The organism is Gluconobacter frateurii, assembly GCF_002723955.1.
Classification (GTDB): Bacteria; Pseudomonadota; Alphaproteobacteria; order Acetobacterales; family Acetobacteraceae; genus Gluconobacter; species Gluconobacter frateurii.
On record NZ_BEWN01000001.1, the window covers coordinates 990,419 to 1,006,423 of the forward strand.

At 55.2% G+C, this 16,005-nt stretch carries 18 protein-coding genes and 1 pseudogene; 7 read left to right on the forward strand and 12 right to left on the reverse strand.

What is annotated here, in order from left to right; all coding sequences use genetic code 11:
* Window positions 1–87 precede the first annotated feature (87 nt).
* Complete coding sequence (locus GFR01_RS04580) at window positions 88–951, forward strand: LysR substrate-binding domain-containing protein (RefSeq protein ID WP_099181425.1); 864 nt, start codon at window positions 88–90, stop codon at window positions 949–951.
* 246 nt (window positions 952–1,197) lie between these two features.
* Here GFR01_RS04580 and GFR01_RS04585 read toward each other — a convergent pair whose 3' ends face one another.
* Both GFR01_RS04585 and GFR01_RS04590 read right to left on the reverse strand, forming a co-directional pair.
* Window positions 1,198–2,055, reverse strand: coding sequence for a PhzF family phenazine biosynthesis protein (locus GFR01_RS04585; protein ID WP_174694655.1), 858 nt, complete (start codon window positions 2,053–2,055; stop codon window positions 1,198–1,200).
* A 96-nt stretch (window positions 2,056–2,151) separates the two neighbouring features.
* Window positions 2,152–2,805, reverse strand: coding sequence for a TetR/AcrR family transcriptional regulator C-terminal domain-containing protein (locus GFR01_RS04590; protein ID WP_099181427.1), 654 nt, complete (start codon window positions 2,803–2,805; stop codon window positions 2,152–2,154).
* Between the two features lie 84 nt (window positions 2,806–2,889).
* On the opposite strand from GFR01_RS04590, the gene GFR01_RS04595 reads away from it, so the two are divergent.
* Both GFR01_RS04595 and GFR01_RS04600 read left to right on the forward strand, forming a co-directional pair.
* Window positions 2,890–4,341: an FAD-dependent monooxygenase gene (locus tag GFR01_RS04595; RefSeq protein ID WP_099181428.1), complete on the forward strand. Its 1,452-nt coding sequence runs from the start codon at window positions 2,890–2,892 to the stop codon at window positions 4,339–4,341.
* A 95-nt stretch (window positions 4,342–4,436) separates the two neighbouring features.
* On the forward strand, window positions 4,437–5,624 hold the full coding sequence (locus GFR01_RS04600) for an alpha/beta hydrolase family protein (protein ID WP_099181429.1): 1,188 nt from the start codon (window positions 4,437–4,439) through the stop codon (window positions 5,622–5,624).
* A 64-nt stretch (window positions 5,625–5,688) separates the two neighbouring features.
* Here GFR01_RS04600 and GFR01_RS04605 read toward each other — a convergent pair whose 3' ends face one another.
* Window positions 5,689–6,252 carry a TetR/AcrR family transcriptional regulator gene (locus GFR01_RS04605; RefSeq protein WP_099181430.1) on the reverse strand — a complete coding sequence of 188 codons (564 nt, stop codon included), beginning with the start codon at window positions 6,250–6,252 and terminating at the stop codon, window positions 5,689–5,691.
* Between the two features lie 92 nt (window positions 6,253–6,344).
* On the opposite strand from GFR01_RS04605, the gene GFR01_RS04610 reads away from it, so the two are divergent.
* Entirely contained in the window at window positions 6,345–7,631 is a 1,287-nt protein-coding gene (locus GFR01_RS04610; RefSeq protein ID WP_099181431.1) for a carotenoid oxygenase family protein, read from the forward strand.
* Complete coding sequence (locus GFR01_RS04615) at window positions 7,628–8,221, forward strand: DUF3159 domain-containing protein (protein WP_063902770.1); 594 nt, start codon at window positions 7,628–7,630, stop codon at window positions 8,219–8,221. The genes GFR01_RS04610 and GFR01_RS04615 overlap by 4 nt, the downstream gene beginning before the upstream one ends.
* Before the next feature lie 23 nt (window positions 8,222–8,244).
* Here GFR01_RS04615 and GFR01_RS04620 read toward each other — a convergent pair whose 3' ends face one another.
* The 3 genes from GFR01_RS04620 to GFR01_RS04630 form a co-directional block, all read right to left on the reverse strand.
* Window positions 8,245–9,147 carry an arginase family protein gene (locus GFR01_RS04620; protein WP_099181432.1) on the reverse strand — a complete coding sequence of 301 codons (903 nt, stop codon included), beginning with the start codon at window positions 9,145–9,147 and terminating at the stop codon, window positions 8,245–8,247.
* Between the two features lie 47 nt (window positions 9,148–9,194).
* Window positions 9,195–9,602, reverse strand: a complete 408-nt coding sequence (locus GFR01_RS04625) for a VOC family protein (RefSeq protein WP_099181433.1) — start codon at window positions 9,600–9,602, stop codon at window positions 9,195–9,197.
* Window positions 9,603–9,793: 191 nt separating this feature from the next.
* On the reverse strand, window positions 9,794–10,504 hold the full coding sequence (locus GFR01_RS04630; RefSeq protein ID WP_099181434.1) for an ArsR/SmtB family transcription factor: 711 nt from the start codon (window positions 10,502–10,504) through the stop codon (window positions 9,794–9,796).
* A 43-nt stretch (window positions 10,505–10,547) separates the two neighbouring features.
* Between GFR01_RS04630 and GFR01_RS04635 the strand changes: the two genes are divergently transcribed.
* Together GFR01_RS04635 and GFR01_RS04640 are read left to right on the forward strand one after the other, a co-directional pair.
* Window positions 10,548–10,913 carry an antibiotic biosynthesis monooxygenase family protein gene (locus GFR01_RS04635; RefSeq protein ID WP_061509628.1) on the forward strand — a complete coding sequence of 122 codons (366 nt, stop codon included), beginning with the start codon at window positions 10,548–10,550 and terminating at the stop codon, window positions 10,911–10,913.
* Window positions 10,906–11,292: an amino acid-binding ACT domain-containing protein gene (locus GFR01_RS04640; RefSeq protein WP_167384197.1), complete on the forward strand. Its 387-nt coding sequence runs from the start codon at window positions 10,906–10,908 to the stop codon at window positions 11,290–11,292. The genes GFR01_RS04635 and GFR01_RS04640 overlap by 8 nt, the downstream gene beginning before the upstream one ends.
* Before the next feature lie 9 nt (window positions 11,293–11,301).
* Here the strand turns inward: GFR01_RS04640 and GFR01_RS04645 are convergent, their stop codons facing one another.
* From GFR01_RS04645 to GFR01_RS04670, 6 genes and pseudogenes are all read right to left on the reverse strand, one after another.
* Complete coding sequence (locus GFR01_RS04645; protein ID WP_099181436.1) at window positions 11,302–11,910, reverse strand: flavin reductase family protein; 609 nt, start codon at window positions 11,908–11,910, stop codon at window positions 11,302–11,304.
* Between the two features lie 168 nt (window positions 11,911–12,078).
* A pseudogene (locus tag GFR01_RS16155) lies at window positions 12,079–12,183 on the reverse strand (type II toxin-antitoxin system mRNA interferase toxin, RelE/StbE family); the annotation flags it as partial.
* 148 nt (window positions 12,184–12,331) lie between these two features.
* Window positions 12,332–13,003: a glutathione S-transferase family protein gene (locus tag GFR01_RS04655; protein WP_099181437.1), complete on the reverse strand. Its 672-nt coding sequence runs from the start codon at window positions 13,001–13,003 to the stop codon at window positions 12,332–12,334.
* Window positions 13,004–13,192: 189 nt separating this feature from the next.
* Window positions 13,193–13,921: an SDR family oxidoreductase gene (locus GFR01_RS04660; RefSeq protein ID WP_099181438.1), complete on the reverse strand. Its 729-nt coding sequence runs from the start codon at window positions 13,919–13,921 to the stop codon at window positions 13,193–13,195.
* A gap of 89 nt (window positions 13,922–14,010) precedes the next feature.
* Window positions 14,011–14,850 carry an SDR family oxidoreductase gene (locus tag GFR01_RS04665; RefSeq protein ID WP_099181439.1) on the reverse strand — a complete coding sequence of 280 codons (840 nt, stop codon included), beginning with the start codon at window positions 14,848–14,850 and terminating at the stop codon, window positions 14,011–14,013.
* Window positions 14,851–15,029: 179 nt separating this feature from the next.
* Window positions 15,030–15,944: a LysR family transcriptional regulator gene (locus GFR01_RS04670; protein WP_099181440.1), complete on the reverse strand. Its 915-nt coding sequence runs from the start codon at window positions 15,942–15,944 to the stop codon at window positions 15,030–15,032.
* Window positions 15,945–16,005: the final 61 nt, after the last annotated feature.

A 16,005-nucleotide genomic window follows, 5' to 3' on the forward strand; every position in this document is an offset into this window, starting at 1 on the left:
TTTTTCCATCATTCCAGTGAGAATAACGAAATGGTTTATTAGGAAAACCGATATGAACTGACCTATTCTGGTGATAAAAACTGACGAATGAAGCGTTCTGACATTCCCTCATTGGACGATCTGCGTGCCTTTGCAGCGGTTGTGCGCCTGGGTTCGGTACGGGCGGCAGCAACAGAGCTAGCTCTGACTCATGGGGCTGTCAGCCGTCGGGTGTCCAAGCTGGCTGATGATCTGAAACTCCAGCTTTTGGAGCCGGACGGGCGGGGGGTGCGACCGACCCGGGACGGCGCGCGTCTGGCTGAAGCGACAACCGATGCACTGAAGGGGATTGCGGCGGCGCTGACCGAGATCCGGTCGTCATCTGATGCCCAGCCGATCGTGCTGTCATGCGAGCGGTCACTGGCAATGCGCTGGCTGATCCCGCGCCTGTCCGACTTCCAGGACCGTCATCCCGGGATCGATGTGCATCTTTCGACCGGTGGGGGCGCGCTGGATTTCGCACGTGACCGCGTTACGCTGGCAATCCGGCGTCTTGATTTCCCACTTGCTCCCGACTGGGCTGTCACCATAATCGCGCAGGAGACGGTCGGGCCGGTCATGCGCCCTGACATGGCACAGCGGTTCGCTGACGGGGACTATCTGGCACTCGGGTCGCGCACCCGGCCCGAGGCATGGAAAAACTGGCTGGCGTTCCGGCCCGACATGCCCACACCGCGCGACGTCCGTCTGTACGACCATCATTTCATGATGCTGGAAGCCGCCGCCAATGGTCTGGGGGTTGCTCTGTCGCCCCGTATCATCGCTATGGACGATATCGCGACCGGCCGGCTTGTGGCACCGGCCAGGTTCGACGCGGATGGAACATCTTATGGGCTGATCTGGCCAAGTGGCATGGAAATAACAGACAGCGTCAGCATCCTGGAAAAATGGATCATCAAACAGGTTCCATAACCCTCGATGGAGAGGGCTTTTCCGCGGCTGTGCAGTGCGATGTCGCAGTTATGAGTGGAGGTTTGGGGGAAAGAAGAAAGTCTGGCTCGGGTTAATCGGAAGACGTGTAACGAAATACCTCGCCTTGGTCAGAATAGACGCCTGTTACAATTCACTCTCGAAGCTATCGTCTATTTTCGCCATCTTTAAAGACAGGGCCTGACGCCGCGCTTTAGCGTCAGGGTCCAAAAATTATCACACTCAAAACTATAGAGAAAGCACGCCTTTAACGCATGTCACGACATCACCTCCGATCCACATTTCGCCACCGGATTGCGTGACATAGACCTTGCCCGCACGTCCCAGAACCGTGCCTTGGCGTGCTATGTAGGATGAAGACGCAAGGCCACTGCCTATCAGCCACTGGGTAATCCCGGCATTCAGACTTCCGGTGACAGGATCCTCAAAACCGGCGGCAGAAAATGCTCGCACTTCAAAGTCCACATCATCCTCTTCCGCTGCGGGGGCAACGACCCCAACGCGAATTCCCGCGATCGCCTGGAAATCAGGTTTCAGTGACAGGACAGTCTGACGGTCCTTGAGAAGAAGTGACAACCAGCCAGGGCCATTATCCACCCATTCAGCAGAAACAATGTCTTTCTCGGAAAGGTTTAATCCCTTCCTGATCTGTGTCAGCAGTTCCGGCTCAAGCGGTCCTTTGCGGCGAAGTGTCGGAGCAGCAAAAGCCAGCCTTCCATTGTCACGCCGGATCCTTACCAAGCCTGCTCCACATTCCTGCATGATGTCTCTCCCCGCGGGAAAATTCCGGGAAGATAACCAGACATGACAGCTTCCGAGCGTAGGATGGCCCGCAAAAGGAAGTTCGCTGTAAGGGGTAAATATTCTTAGCCGATAATCTGCATCGGGGTGTTCAGGCTTCAGAAGAAATGTTGTTTCGCTCAGATTGGTCCAGTTGGCGAACGCAGCCATTTTCGCTGCAGACAAAGCGTCCGCTTTTTCCACTACAGCCAAAGGGTTCCCTCGCAAGGGTACAGACGAGAATACATCAACCTGCTGGAAGTCCAGACTGGTTACTTCCGTCTGAGAAGAAATGTTTTCCGTCATCAATTGATTAATCCTCAGATTGTTTCTGTATGGTAATGTAAAATCTGGATTAAATCCGAAACCATGAAGGTGACGCCGCACTTTTGACGGCGGTCATCATGGCGACATCTCGCAGCGCTCTTTTTCCAAAGTATGAAGATTTTGTGCCAGTCCCTGTAGAGACATCTTCAGGCCGAAATGGAAACCTTCATCAGGGTCGCTCTGAAGGATCTGATGCCACGCCAAGGCTGCAACCGGATAGCGTAACAGAAGAGACTGGAGATCCGGACTCTGGTTATGATCGGGGCGTTTTTCGGCAAATGCCTGCTCTTCGATCGTAAAGCCGATGACAAAGTAGAGCGTGGAAAAAGTCCCCCAGGTGGCTGTGCGATCATCTGCACCGGCTTCCTTAAGGCTGGAGATCATCTGGGAACTGATGCGGGCCACGTTATCGGAAAGCGGATAAGTTCTTGCCAGAAAGCGGGCCCCGTCACGGTGAGCCAGCAATGCCTGCCTGACTTCGCAGGAAATTCTGAAGAACATTTCCTGCCATTTTTCCGCAACGACCGTGGTCGTTGCTACCTGTTCGAGAAGTGTGTCAGCCACCGCTTCGAACAACGCGTCCTTATTCGCAAAATGCCAGTAGAGTGAGGGAACCTGTACGTCCAGCATGTCTGCCAGCTTGCGCATTGTCAGACCTTCCATTCCCAGCATGTCCAGCAACTGCAGTGCTGAACTGATGACCTGCTCCCTTACAATTTTCGCACTCACGGCGTCCTCGTCTCCTCCTTGTCCTTACAACCTAATACCGTTAGGCTGCGAATCTAACAATGTTAGTTTCGAGGGGTGCAGACCATGAAAACTTCGTATGATGTATTGGTTTGCGGTGCGGGCCCCGTGGGATTGTGGCTGGCCTGCGAGCTGAAACTTGCCCAAATCGATGTCGCAGTCCTCGACCGACGGCCGACCCGGACGGCGGAATCACGCGCACTGGCGATCCATGGGCGGACATTGGAAATGTTCGGTCTACGCGGTTGTGTGGAAGACTTTCTTGCAGCCGGACAGAAAATACCCCTGATGGAATACGGAGCCCTGGACACGCGGCTTGAATTTTCCTCTTTTGAAAGCCGCTTTCCTTTCACTCTGTTTCTCCGTCAGACCAAAACGGAAGAATTTCTGGAAAAGCGCGCCTTGGCACTTGGTGTACCTTTGCTCCGTGAAACGGAAGTCACTCAGGTCAAAGAGGATGGGGCCGAGGTGCAGGTGACCACTTCCCAAGGGCAGTTCTCTGCCGCGTGGCTGGTTGGTGCCGACGGTGCACGCAGCCTGGTTCGGCATCAGGCGGCCATCAACTTTGACGGCTTTGATGGGCGTATCACCGCGATGCTGGGAGATGTGGTTCTGGCGAAGCCGCCAGAGGGAGGCGGCGTGCTGTCGATGGTGACGTCTCGCGGCGCCCTCATGATGTCTCCCCTGGGCGACGGTGCGCATCATCGGGTCATCGCCATTGATGCGGAGCGGTCGTCGGTGCCAAAGGAGACACCGCTCACCGTTGCAGAACTGGCGTCTGCTGCATTGAAAATCTCCGGCAAAGATTATGGAATGGGCCAAGCGTCCTGGCTGTCCCGCTTTACGGATGCCACGCGTCTTGCGTCTGCTTACAGAAAAGGGCGTATTCTGCTGGCGGGAGACGCTGCGCATATTCACGCCCCGATGGGCGGCCAGGGACTGAACGTCGGTCTACAGGACGCGATGAATCTCGGCTGGAAGCTGGCCATGGTCGTTAAAAAACAGGCTCCTGAAAGCCTGCTTAATACCTATCATTCCGAGCGTAGACCGGTCGGTCAGATGTTGTTTGACAACACGTTGGCGCAGGTTGCCCTGGCAACCAACTTTACGCCGCCAAATCTGTCATTACGAAATACAATGAATGACATCCTGTCTTTCCCTGACGTAAACCGCCGCCTTGCTTCAGAAATTTCGGGATTTGGTATCGCCTACGGATACGACAGCGTTGTACCCGAAACTCTACCAATGCATCTGGCTTCCGGTAAACGCGTTCCGGATGTCGACCTGATCGTCGAGAACCAGTCAGCGACACTCTATGGGTGCTTGGAAAAGGGTGAATGGGTGCATCTGGCACTTTCTTCCAAAGAACAGGATGTTTCAGAATTTCCTGACTGGCTGGATCCACATATCGTCAAACACATCACGGCGGATTGCGTTAATGACAGTCCCAGTTTGGCTGGTATTTCATCTGTATTGATCCGCCCGGATGGTTACGCCCATAGCGTGACAATGATCTGAACATAATACATCCCGGTTCTTAGAACCAGATAGTCCATGCAACCTAAAACATTCCGCATAGACTAACATTATTCTTACTAGAGGCCAGTGTACGAATGACAGATAAACCCAATGTCTCGGCATACTCTGAATTTGCAGATCACGGCGTTTCCCGTTTTTTCCGCAATCAGACCTTTCATTTCCAGACTCTTCGCGCTCTGAACGACATCGTCGCCAATGGAGCGGATCTCAGCGAAGTGCTGACAGCCATAAGCTCCATCCCGGACGGTGATACAAACGCCTGGTTTGATGCCTTTTCCGAACTCGCCATCCGCACCGAAAAGCGTATCCCCACCTGTCTGGATCCGCTCAGCAATGGCTATGCCTGGCTCCGGTCCCACAATTACTGGCGTACTGCAGAATTCCTTCTACCTTCCGACGATCTGCGACGCAAAACTGCCTGGGCGCGGCAAATCGCCGCTTTCGATAATGGTCTAAAACTGGCCGGTATCGCTTATGAACGTTTCACCATTCCTTATGAAACCGGTCACCTCCGTGGCATCCTTTATCCGGGTCCTGATGGGTGGCAGGAAAAGCCGCTTATCGTACTGGTTGGCGGCTACGATTCCACGCTGGAAGAACTGTATTTCGTTCTGGCCAAAGCGGCCTATGACCGCGGTTATGGTGTCCTCACCTATGAAGGCCCGGGTCAGGGGGGCGTTCTGCGCGAATACGGTCTCACTTTCACACCGGAATGGGAAAAACCTACTGCGGCCATTCTGGATTACTTTGAAGCCGCCTGGTTCCGTCCGGAGAAAACTGTTCTCATTGGCATGAGTATGGGGGGTTACCTTGCTCCTCGGGCAGCTGCCTTCGATCTACGCATCTCCGGCGTCGTTGCTTATGATGTCCTGTTCGATATGGGCAGTATCGCTGAACGCTACACTGCCCTCGCACAAAAGCCTGAGGCCGCAAAAAATCCGGATCTGGTCTGGGCTGTTGATAACGCCTGCTGGACTCTTGGAGTCACTACGCTGCCAGAAGCCGCCAAGGCTATGACGTCCTATACCCTCAGAGACGTGTCTCAAAAAATCACCTCCGACGTTCTGATCTTCGTCGGTGAAAACGACCACTTTGTTCCTGCCTCTCAGGCTGATGATTTCGCAAAAGCCTGCACCGGCGCACGATCCGTCGAAACGGTTACCTTTGACACTCTCTCGGGAGGGGCGGAACATTGCCAGCTCGGGGCCCAAACTCTCTGGCACGCCACGTTTTTCAGCTGGATGATCAGTAAGTTCAGCTGAGGTACCCAATAATGTCACGTGAAGACAGGATTAAAAGTCTGCCGCTACGGAAGCCAACAGGATGTTAGCGGAAAGCCTCCTCAACCAGCTGATCGATCGTAAGAGGCGCGTTGCTGTGCCGGATCAGCGGCGCAAGTAATCCGTCTATCGCAAGCACGGCCAGTCCATGAACCTTCGCCCAGAGAGAGGCCATGGCTGCTTCCGGGGAGATACCGGACTGGTCGGATGCCGGAAGAGCCGCCAGTCTGGCAAAAGCCCGGGCTGAGGCTGTCGCAAGGGCCGGATGATCCGGATCGATGGCATCACTACGAAACATCAGTGTGAAAAGTCCCGGATTGGCGATCGCAAAACGAACGTAAGCCAGCCCGACATCCCGAGGCTCTCTGGCGTGCTCGGGTGACATGGCTTCAGAAAGCTCATCGAAACCCTGTGCGGCCAAGGCACTCAGCAGGCCGGTCAGGTTGCCGAAATGCGGGGCTGCGGCCGTCGCAGAGACGCCGGCATTCCGGGTGATCGCCCTGAGCTTCAGGGACGCAATGCCGTCCTTTTCCAGCATAAGCCGGGCCGTGTTCACCAAGGCCTTTTGCAGATCTCCATGATGATAGCTGCTTTTCGTGGGCGTCTTCATCCTGATCCTCCAGACGTAAATTTACACTGTAAAAATAACTTGACGAGCACTTTCTTCATCCGTCATTCTTTACGATGTAAAGACCGGAGAAAATGATGGTGACCAATAGAGCGCCGATCGAGCAGGAAATCGATGCCTGCGGACTTTCCGTACAGGGAAAATTGCCGGCTGGTCTGCGAGGGACGCTATATCGGAATGGCCCCAATCCTCGTCCGGGAACGCCGGAAGGTCACTGGTTCGTGGGAGATGGCATGATCCATGCCCTCTCGTTCGTGGACGGGCGATGTTCCTACCGCAACCGTTGGGTCCTGCCGCAGACAGAACACGCTCTTGGGAAAGCCAATACGCACGCCATTTTCCATGCGGGGTCACTGATGGCTCTGGAAGAAGCACACCCACCGGTGGCCCTGGCGCCGTCGACGCTGACACGTTCTGGCGCGTCTTACCCGTCTGGTCCTTTCACGGCACATCCGAAGCATGACCCTTTAACGGGGGAGCTCATCTTTTTTGGCTACGCTGCCGATGGGGCTGGATCACGTGCCATCCGTTGTGGAGCTTTGGACAGGTCTGGTTACCTGAGCTGGGAAACACGCTTTGAGGCGCCATTCAGCAGCATGATCCATGATGCAGCCGTGACGCCTCGACACATTGCCCTGCCGGTCTTTCCACTGGTCAGGGAGTCTGTCGAAACATTCAGCTTTGCGTGGCGTCCTGATCTGGGCAGTTATCTGGCTGTGCTGGAACGTGGAGGGGCTGGTGACACCGTGCGGTGGTATGAGGCACCGACCGTCTATGCCTTTCATATTGCCAATGCATGGGAGGACCAGGAGCGCCTCTATTTCGACCTGTTCGTGTATGACACGCCTCCACTGTTTCCCGGTCCGGACGGGCAGCCGCCCTCGCAGAGACGGGGTCGCCCCTGCAGATGGAGCGTGGCGCTCACCAATCACGCGCCGGTCCGCGTCGAGCCCTTGTATGATATGTGTGGCGAATTCGGACGGATCGATGATCGCCTCGCCGGAAGCCGGTATGACCAGATCTACTGCACAAGCCGCGTTTATTCACAGCAGTCGGGCTTTCAGGCTATCGCACGGCTCGATCTGAGGCAGGGAACAGTCGATCAGTTCGATTTCGGAAGGCAGGCTTCGGTCTCGGAACCGGTCTTCGTACCGCGCCACCCCTGTGCCAGATCGGATGACGGCTGGCTTTTGAGCGTGATCTGGCGACCCGATTTTTCTTCGTCGCGCCTGGCCGTTTTTGATGCCGCCCATGTCGCCGATGGTCCGGTTGCTTCCGTAATCCTGCCGCAGCGTGTGCCTGACGGCTTTCACGGTAGTTTCGTGCCGGATGTTCTTCTGGCCGGGGAGCTGTCGCGATGAGCCGGGCTGCTACTTTAAAGGCTCTTCTACTCGAAGCCGGCGGATTGCTGCTGTTCTGGGGCTGTGATGCGCTCGGCTATGAGCATTATGCCTCGATAGCAGTGCTGGCTTTTGTTCTGGCTGACGGACTACGTCGCTGGCAGGGTGCTCTGGGCTTTCCGCGGGTCTGGTATCTGTTCAACGGGCTGGCTCTGGCACTGGCCGCGCTGGACATCGTGACAAGACGAGTGGCTTGGCCTCCATTTGAGAGTGTTGCCGCCAACCTGCTGATTGCGGGCATGTTTGTCATCGGCGCACTTTGGCGCAAACCGTTGGTGCAGGACATTGCCGAACAGCGGCAGGGTAAACCCTTCCCGACAGACCGGCATGATCTGCAGACGTTTTTTCGGGCGTATACATGGGTCTGGGCCGCTTATTTTGCGGTACGGGCTTTTGTCTGGTTGTGGATGGCGCAGCAACTGCCTGTGGCAAGAGCCCATGCGCTGCAGGGTATACTCGGGCCGGTCACCCTCTTTCTCATGATCGCACTGAGTTTCCAGGGGCAGAAGTTGTTCCGCGGTTTGAACCGGCTGGGACTGTTCCGGGAATGAATTAGGCAATTATGCAAATATGGTCATCGAAAAGGGAGCGCGAGAAGAATATCGATGATGGTCGCGGCACATCGTCCTGTCGGATCTCGATCGGGATCATAAATCGTCAGGGTCATTCCCAGGCATCGCGCGCTGGATACAAGGGGAGAGAGGATCTGGACCAAGTGTTGAGGTGACAGGCCAGGAGAGCCCGGGCAATCCACTGCGGGCATGATCGCCTGATCCATGACATCGACATCGAAATGGATCCAGAAGCTTTGCTCAGGTGCTCGAAGAAGCACATCATGGATCCGCTGAGATAGACCTGACGGACCGATCTTCTGGGCTTCAAAAATATCAACCTGTTCAATCGCCGTGTCTGCGATATCGGACCACGCAAAGTCGGGATCGTGACTCTCACGCTCACCAATCTGGATGACATTCACATCCGAAACCAGCGGACCTGACACGTTGGGCCAAACAGTCAAAAGCGGTTCACCCCGCCCGGTTGCGAGCGCCAGATCCATACCGGCCGCACCGCTAAGAGCTACTGCGGGATCGTAATTCCCCGGGTGTCTGAAGTCGCTGTGTCCGTCGATATGGACCAGTGAAACAGGTCCAACCTGTCGGGCACCTACCAGTGCTCCAAGCAACAGGGAGCAGTCTCCCCCAATGACAAGCGCAAACTCACCTGAAGTGCAAATATCCCTGGTCGTTTCTCCAAGGGTGAGGGCATATGCACGAATGGCATGCCCGTTCCGAATACGCGTTCCCTCCTGAGCCTCAGGATGATAATCCGGTCTCGGAAGGCTATGGAGGTGGCTATAGTTTACGGCTTCCCCAAGACCAGCATCCATTAGGGCTTCGGGAGCGCGCCATGTTCCGGGCACATGCTCGTCATGGAGGGGACTCAGTCCAAGGTTTGACGGGGCGAGAACAAGCTGCATGAAATGTTCTTACGGCTTCGCAATGTGGCTGAACGAAGAGCGGTTTTTCAGAGAACCTGCACGTTTTTCGAGGGCGTGTTCAGGTAATGCTGTAATCGGCTCTCAAGTGAGCCGACGTGGATTTCGAGCCTATGTCCATCCGGATCCAGAAAATAGACCGAGTGTCCCTCGCTCCTGTTCTCTTTCCAGATCACGCTGTTGCTCATCAGTGTTTCGCTCATGTTTGCGAAAGCATCCTCGGAAACGCTGAGGGCTATATGCGTATAGTCTGCATGCGGTGTCTGTCTCACATGACCATCGCGAGACAGGCATAACCAGAGGCTACCAGCTTCAAGGTATGCGCCTTTTGCCCAGATCGCGCGCACTCTGAAGCCCAGAATATCTCGATAAAACGTCAAGGATCGCTGGACATCCGCCACGGCCAGAGTGATGTGGTTCAGCCCCAGAACAGTCATGCCCGCCCTCATCAAATTATCGCACTGAAGTATGATCCGCTTTCGAGACAACGACAATCCGTTATGAAACGGATACGAAGGTTACTATATGGCGAACAACCGATGCGTATTTAGATAATGTTCACTTATGAGATCAAAAAAACAGCTTAACGTCCCACATGACGGCGAAACAGGTCTGTTTTCACCTCGTTTTAAAGGGGAAACATCCTTTCGAATGCTTTCTGGCCCGTTTTTGTGAACCGGATAACTCGGCTGCCGGGGGCTTGAAGCGCCCACCCCTGTTGAATGATGAAGTCCATGAGACTTCGGCCCAGTGGACCTCCAAGGTGATACCGGCGTTCACTCCAGTCCAGACAGTTCCGGCAATGCGGGGGATGCTTCTTCGATAAACCTGCCAGGTCCACTCCCAGTGAAACAAGAAAGCCTTCTCCCTGTTGCGTGAGGCTTAACGCGTCTCCATCGAGCACCAGAAACGCCCGAGCCAGAAGACTGTCGTACATCCGCACACCGGCTTCGCCTGCCAGATGTCGGTAGCAGATACGCGCCGCTCGGAGGGCGGGATCTCGAGGCCCTGGACGCGTTCTCAAATGCCCCTGAGACGCTGCAAATCCCATGATGACTTCCAGCAGGTTCGCAACGTGCGGACCGGCCAACTGGAAATAACGATGTCGCCCCTGACTGCACCCGACGATCAGACCACCATCCATCAGCTTTCGGACGTGACCTGAGACTGTAGGCGCTGAAATACCTGCTTCAGAGGCCAGTTCAGTCGCGGTCAGGGCCTTGCCAGACATGAGGGCTGTCAGAATGTTAGCACGTGCAGGATCACCAATCAGAGCAGCAATTCGCGCGATGTCTGGGCCGTCTTTCATGCTTTGATCTGCACCGAAACATCCGGACATCGCAAGCTCCTAAGATCATCCCGAAACAACCGGGAGACCCAGTATGATCGCTGTTCTGTTCGAAGCATGGCCCACGCGGCAAGGAAAAAAGCAGTATGCATCGTTAGCTGCACATCTGAAGTCCGAACTTGAGACCGTGGAGGGGTTTGTCTCAGTCGAGCGCTTCCAGAGTCTGACTGACCCGGACAAGCTGCTGTCATTATCGTTTTTCCGGGACGAAAACGCCGTTGCAGCCTGGAGACGTCTGTCAGCGCATCGCATGGCACAGGCGGCAGGGCGGGACGGCGTATTTTCGGATTATCGTTTGCGGGTTGCGCAGGTTGTCCGGAATTATGGGCTGAGCGACCGGGAGGAAGCACCGTCCGATAGCAGGGCAGTCCATGCAGCCGTGGAGAATGATCATGTTTGATGTGGAAATTCTTCTTGAAGACTGTCCTGGCTCTTTGGGGCGGATGGGGACTGCCCTCGGCCAGGCAGGAATCAGCGTTGAAGGGGGCGGGGCGTGGGTGACCGAAGGCAGAGGCGTGGCGCACTTCCTCTTTGAAGACGGGGCAGCGGCCAGCAAGGCTCTGGGCAACGCAGGAATAGCGGTCGGGCGTGTCCGGGAGGTTGTTCTTCTGCGTCTCAAACAGGCTGTTCCGGGGCAGCTTGGAATTCTGACCGGGCGCATGGCTGACGCAGGCGTTAATATCGAAACGCTTTATAGCGATCATGACCACCAGCTTGTTCTGGTTACGGACAGGCCTGAAGAAGCGCAACGGGTAGCCAACCTCTGGGCGTGTTCCTGAGAAAGGCTTTCAGCAGCCTGCACGAAAATTTCGACCTAAGGGGTGCGCATCGCCGAAGTATTCTCGAAAGATAAAGAAAAGGGGATGCCAGCGGCTAGTGTCGATGTGATGCGTCCCGCCGACGACGATATCGCGATGAGCATGAACGCGCTTTACCGTCAGATCGACGAGGACAAATCCCCGGGACTCATCACCATGAAGCGCCGAAAGGCGGCACTCCAGTTGCAGAGGACATTCGGCGATGCGTGGAGCCCCGACCGCCTCGGAAGGCACGGGTGTAAAGCCTCCCAAAGCAAACTTGTCTGTATGGTGGACATACCCCATTGCAGCCTTGTCCGCGGGCACGGGCGAACTTCCCGTCGTTCGAGCAATCGCTTCGACTTTAGGCCACAGATCAGCCGATGGAAGATTGATTGTACACTCTTCTCTTTCACGAATATTGGCGAGCGCGCATCCGGTTGTACCCAGCCCCAGCACAATGGTCTGTCCCAAAGCCCAGAGTGAAGAAACGGGCGAAATATTCGCGTTACCCTGGCTGTCTGCTGTGCCAACGAGTGCCACAGGCGTACCGAAATAGAGGACGGAGGGAGAAATGGTGAGCGTGTCAGGAAGCGACATGTGAATATCCTGAAAAATAAATGGATAGCCGTCCCGTCTTACATCAGCTTAAGGAGCTGACGTTTTGCTCTGCGCCGAAATGTCGAGCAAGCCGTCGAGTATAGTGCGGACAATATTTATGTCCGCTTTGTCGGAAAAAAATAGATGGGTTGAATGCCCGGATTCAGGACGGTAGCCGTCTTTCAGAAGCTTGATCTTGTAAAACCCTGATAGTTCACGATGAAGCTCGTTTTCTGGAAAGCGAGGGTTTCAGATCAGCTTTTCCAACTTCTTCTATCATCAGGTCCATGACCGGCCACAGCTGGAAACCTTTGATAAGCCGTTCGCTGAAAGAGCGCATCAGACGTCTCGAGCTGCATCACGGGACACCAACATGGCCAAAAAAGCACCACGCCCTCGTGGCCTGAGGTCAGAATAATAATCAGTGGAGTATCGCGCCATTCTCGAACAGATAGCGCTTAAAGCGGTCTCCATAATCGATCCCCACAGCCTGTGCGACACTCGGCCGAATTTTCAAAGCCTGACGCCATCCTGACATCTTCGGCAGACCTTCAAACAAAGGGGCACCCACAGCGTCAGGCAGAACGTCGAAATAGCGAAAAATCGGTGCGAATACCGCATCTACAAGTCCAAATGTAGCACCGCCGAAATAGGGACCAAATCCCTGGAGTTGTTCCAGTCGGCTCAAATGACCCCGAAATGCAGCACCTTTGCTCTGCGCCGTTGGCACGTCTTTGGCATTCAGGAATTGCCATGCATCCGCCAGTACCCCGCTTCCATACTCGATCCAGGCTCGATGTTGCGATCTCGTAATGGGATCGGCAGGAAGCAGGAGCGGGGAGGACTGCGTTTCATCCAGATATTCACAGATCGCCACACTTTCGAAAAGCACGACATCTGGTCCGTCTGGCCGCGCCACCTTGAGCAGGGGAACCTTGCCCGTTGGAGAAATTGCAAGAAACCAGTCAGGTTTGGCCTTCAGGTCGACGTCAATCCGCTCGAAAGGCACACCCTTTTCAAGAAGCACAATCGCTGCGCGTTGAACAAAAGGGCAAAGTGCGTGGCTGATAAGGGTAAGCTTATGATCAGGCATGGAAGGCCCTCCGGGTTACGATTGGGTGGATGACGGTCTTGAGAGGGTGGATGGGCGGGTATGGGCGGGAACATTAGAGAAGACTCACTTCTCTCCCATCCTGACTGATGATGTCGGCGCAGTCAGTGGTGTATCTGGCCGCACCTCTGAAAAATATAATCAGTTACGCAAAGGCGTCAGAACTATTCATCAGAGTTCCTGTGCTGTCGGTCGAATGAAGATTTCATTCACATCGACATCAGCGGGTTGTTCAATGGCGTAACCAATAGCCCTTGCGATGGCATCTGCGTCGATCGCAGTCGAGTAAATGGCTTTCATTGCCTCGGCGACCTGTGGGCTTGTGGTATGGTCTGGGAGTTCGGTTGTGACTGCTCCAGGCGAAATAATCGTACTGCGGATTGTGCCGCCCACCTCCTGACGAAAGCCTTCCGAAATCGCCCGCACGGCAAATTTCGTGCCGCAATAGACGGCAGCGCCCTTACCGACCCGGTGTCCGGCCACTGACGAAACATTGATGACATGACCGCTGCCCTGACGCTGCATGACCGGCAGCGTCGCGGCAATGCCATAGAGCACGCCTTTGATGTTGACGTCGATCATACGATCCCATTCGTCCACCTTTGTCTCTGCAAGTGGAGCAATCAACATGACGCCCGCATTGTTAATCAGGACATCAATGCGACCGAAGCGATTAACGGTGGTCTCGATAAAGGTCGTCATATCCTCCCGGCTAGTCACATCGAGTTTGACTGCCAGCGCTTCTCCGCCAGAGGCCTTGATCTCGGACACAATTTTTTCCAGGCGCTCGACGCGACGTGCGCCCAGAACGACGATGGCGCCCGATCTGGCTAGGTGGCGTGCTGTGGCTTCGCCGATACCGCTGCTGGCACCAGTGATCGCGATAACTTTGTTCGTCATGATGGTTTCCTGATTTGTCAGTATTCGCTCTTGGCGGGCATGTTTCTGGCGCAGATGAAATGATGCGCCGGTCAATACGGTATTGAATGCTATCGAACTGGGTCGTAATCGGCGGAAAGCGCGATGTCTCTTTGTGCTTCCAGCGCCCCCAGTCGTTTACTAAGCCCGGCATGGACGAGCTTGTAGGCATCGCTGCCAAGCGTCAGTCTTTTCGGCGCGGGGCTTGTCCGAAGGGACGCCATCATCGCCAGGGCGACCTTATCCGGGTCAAGGGCCGGATGATAATCGCCAGCGGCTCGCGCCTTCCGAAATTCGCCAACTTTCGTGTCTGTGTAGACGTCCATGCGCACGGCGTTATCCATACTGCCATACGCAAAATTGGTGCGCGCTCCTGCAGGCTCGACCAATGTGACCTCGATGCCGAAGGATTCAACTTCCTGAATGACCGATTCAAAAAAGCCTTCAATTGCCCATTTCGTCGTGTGATAGAGACTTAATGCCGGAAGGCTGATCTGGCCGCCCATTGAAGAGAGTTGCATGCTCCGGCCTCCGCCCTGGGCCCTAAGGTGAGGGAGTGCCGCACGTGTTACCTGTATCGAGCCAATGATGTTGGTGTCGATCTGCCGACGGATCTGATCGTCCGTAAGTTCCTCGGCGGCACCGAACAGCGCGTAACCGGCGTTGTTCACGATGACATCAATATGGCCAAGATCAGCAAACGCTTTGTCAACGCAGTGTCTGACGGCAGCCGTATCAGTTACATCCAGAGCTTCGATCCATAAAAGGTCGCCGAACGTTTTTTTGAGTTCGTTAAGTGCTTCCGGGCGACGAAGGGTGGCAGCTACACGATCGCCCCGTTCCAACAGCTTCTCGGTGAGAATTCTGCCGAAACCTGATGAGGTACCGGTGATAAACCATGTTTTTGTCATGACGGTTCCTAGGTGCTGGAGCGTCTTTCCGCCGACAGACCGCTGGGTGAATACGACGGAAAGTGTATTTGTTCTTGCACCTAGTTAAGGTTGTTGGGCACTCACGACTATCGGTTCAAATTGGCACGGCTTAATGAAAAAAGAGCAGCAATCGGAAAGGCCCCCTAGCGAGGGCCTGGTCAGTCCCCGATGCTCAGCTGGGATTCTGTCTCGCGTAGGACGTCTACGAAAGCCCGAAGTCCGGGAGGAACAAGACGATGCCCGGGATAGTAAAGAACCAGGCCGGGAAATTTTGGACACCAGGAATCCAGCAGCCCCGTGAGCCGACCGGTTTCGATAAAGGGCAGGGCGGTCCGCTCCGGTACAAAAGCTATTCCCAGTCCAAGAAGTGCGGCTTCTGCCATGAGATCAACGCGGTCGAGCGTTAGGTGACCGTTAACATCGACAGATATTTCCTGACCGTTCTTTTCGAATTCCCAGTGGAAGAGCTTGCCGCTCGGTAGCCGGAACCGGACGCAGTTATGTCCGGCAAGATCGTCCGGCGTTTGCGGTGTTCCATGCATAGCAAGATAGGAAGGAGACGCGACTGGAATAAGCCGGGCTGGACCACCAAAGCGAATGGCAATCATATCCTGCGGAACTGACTCCCCAAGCCTAATTCCCGCATCAAAACCTTGCGAGACAATATCTACGAACTTCCCTTCGGCGGCCAGATCCAGATGCATCTTGGGATACCGATTGAGAAAAGTCGGAATGACCGAGCGCAGAAGCACAAGCGCGGCAATTTCCGAGGCGTTGATGCGCAAGATGCCGCTCGGTTGCCCGCTAAATTCGTCGACCTCGGCCAAGGCGATGTCGAGATCACGTAATATGGGTTGCAGACGGGCAAGCAGCATTTCGCCCGCGGCGGTCGGCGAGACACTGCGTGTGGTTCGATTGAGCAGCCGAGCCCCCATTCTGTGCTCCAGGGTGCGCATCATATGGCTGAGCGTGGAGGCAGAGAGCCCCAGGGCATCCGCCGCCTTTCGGAAGCTGCGCTGGGTGGCGATCGCAATAAATGCGGAAAGCTCGTTGAGCCCGGGACGGTCATTCATGGTCAATTTTCAGTAGAGCATCCCGGATCGGACGACTAGTGCCAACCTGGGATCTGCGTCA

Bases quoted from the DNA above. Each gene is read 5' to 3' on its own strand.
- GFR01_RS04645 (WP_099181436.1), bottom strand. From the start codon at position 11,910: ATGTCGCTTCCTGACACGCTCACCATTTCTCCCTCCGTCCTCTATTTC.
- GFR01_RS04640 (WP_167384197.1), top strand. From the start codon at position 10,906: ATGTTTGATGTGGAAATTCTTCTTGAAGACTGTCCTGGCTCTTTGGGG.
- GFR01_RS04610 (WP_099181431.1), top strand. From the start codon at position 6,345: ATGATGGTGACCAATAGAGCGCCGATCGAGCAGGAAATCGATGCCTGC.
- GFR01_RS04595 (WP_099181428.1), top strand. From the start codon at position 2,890: ATGAAAACTTCGTATGATGTATTGGTTTGCGGTGCGGGCCCCGTGGGA.
- GFR01_RS04665 (WP_099181439.1), bottom strand. From the start codon at position 14,850: ATGACAAAAACATGGTTTATCACCGGTACCTCATCAGGTTTCGGCAGA.
- GFR01_RS04670 (WP_099181440.1), bottom strand. From the start codon at position 15,944: ATGAATGACCGTCCCGGGCTCAACGAGCTTTCCGCATTTATTGCGATC.
- GFR01_RS04600 (WP_099181429.1), top strand. From the start codon at position 4,437: ATGACAGATAAACCCAATGTCTCGGCATACTCTGAATTTGCAGATCAC.
- GFR01_RS04635 (WP_061509628.1), top strand. From the start codon at position 10,548: ATGATCGCTGTTCTGTTCGAAGCATGGCCCACGCGGCAAGGAAAAAAG.
- GFR01_RS04630 (WP_099181434.1), bottom strand. From the start codon at position 10,504: ATGTCCGGATGTTTCGGTGCAGATCAAAGCATGAAAGACGGCCCAGAC.
- GFR01_RS04615 (WP_063902770.1), top strand. From the start codon at position 7,628: ATGAGCCGGGCTGCTACTTTAAAGGCTCTTCTACTCGAAGCCGGCGGA.
- GFR01_RS04660 (WP_099181438.1), bottom strand. From the start codon at position 13,921: ATGACGAACAAAGTTATCGCGATCACTGGTGCCAGCAGCGGTATCGGC.
- GFR01_RS04605 (WP_099181430.1), bottom strand. From the start codon at position 6,252: ATGAAGACGCCCACGAAAAGCAGCTATCATCATGGAGATCTGCAAAAG.
- GFR01_RS04585 (WP_174694655.1), bottom strand. From the start codon at position 2,055: ATGACGGAAAACATTTCTTCTCAGACGGAAGTAACCAGTCTGGACTTC.
- GFR01_RS04580 (WP_099181425.1), top strand. From the start codon at position 88: ATGAAGCGTTCTGACATTCCCTCATTGGACGATCTGCGTGCCTTTGCA.
- GFR01_RS04625 (WP_099181433.1), bottom strand. From the start codon at position 9,602: ATGACTGTTCTGGGGCTGAACCACATCACTCTGGCCGTGGCGGATGTC.
- GFR01_RS04655 (WP_099181437.1), bottom strand. From the start codon at position 13,003: ATGCCTGATCATAAGCTTACCCTTATCAGCCACGCACTTTGCCCTTTT.
- GFR01_RS04620 (WP_099181432.1), bottom strand. From the start codon at position 9,147: ATGCAGCTTGTTCTCGCCCCGTCAAACCTTGGACTGAGTCCCCTCCAT.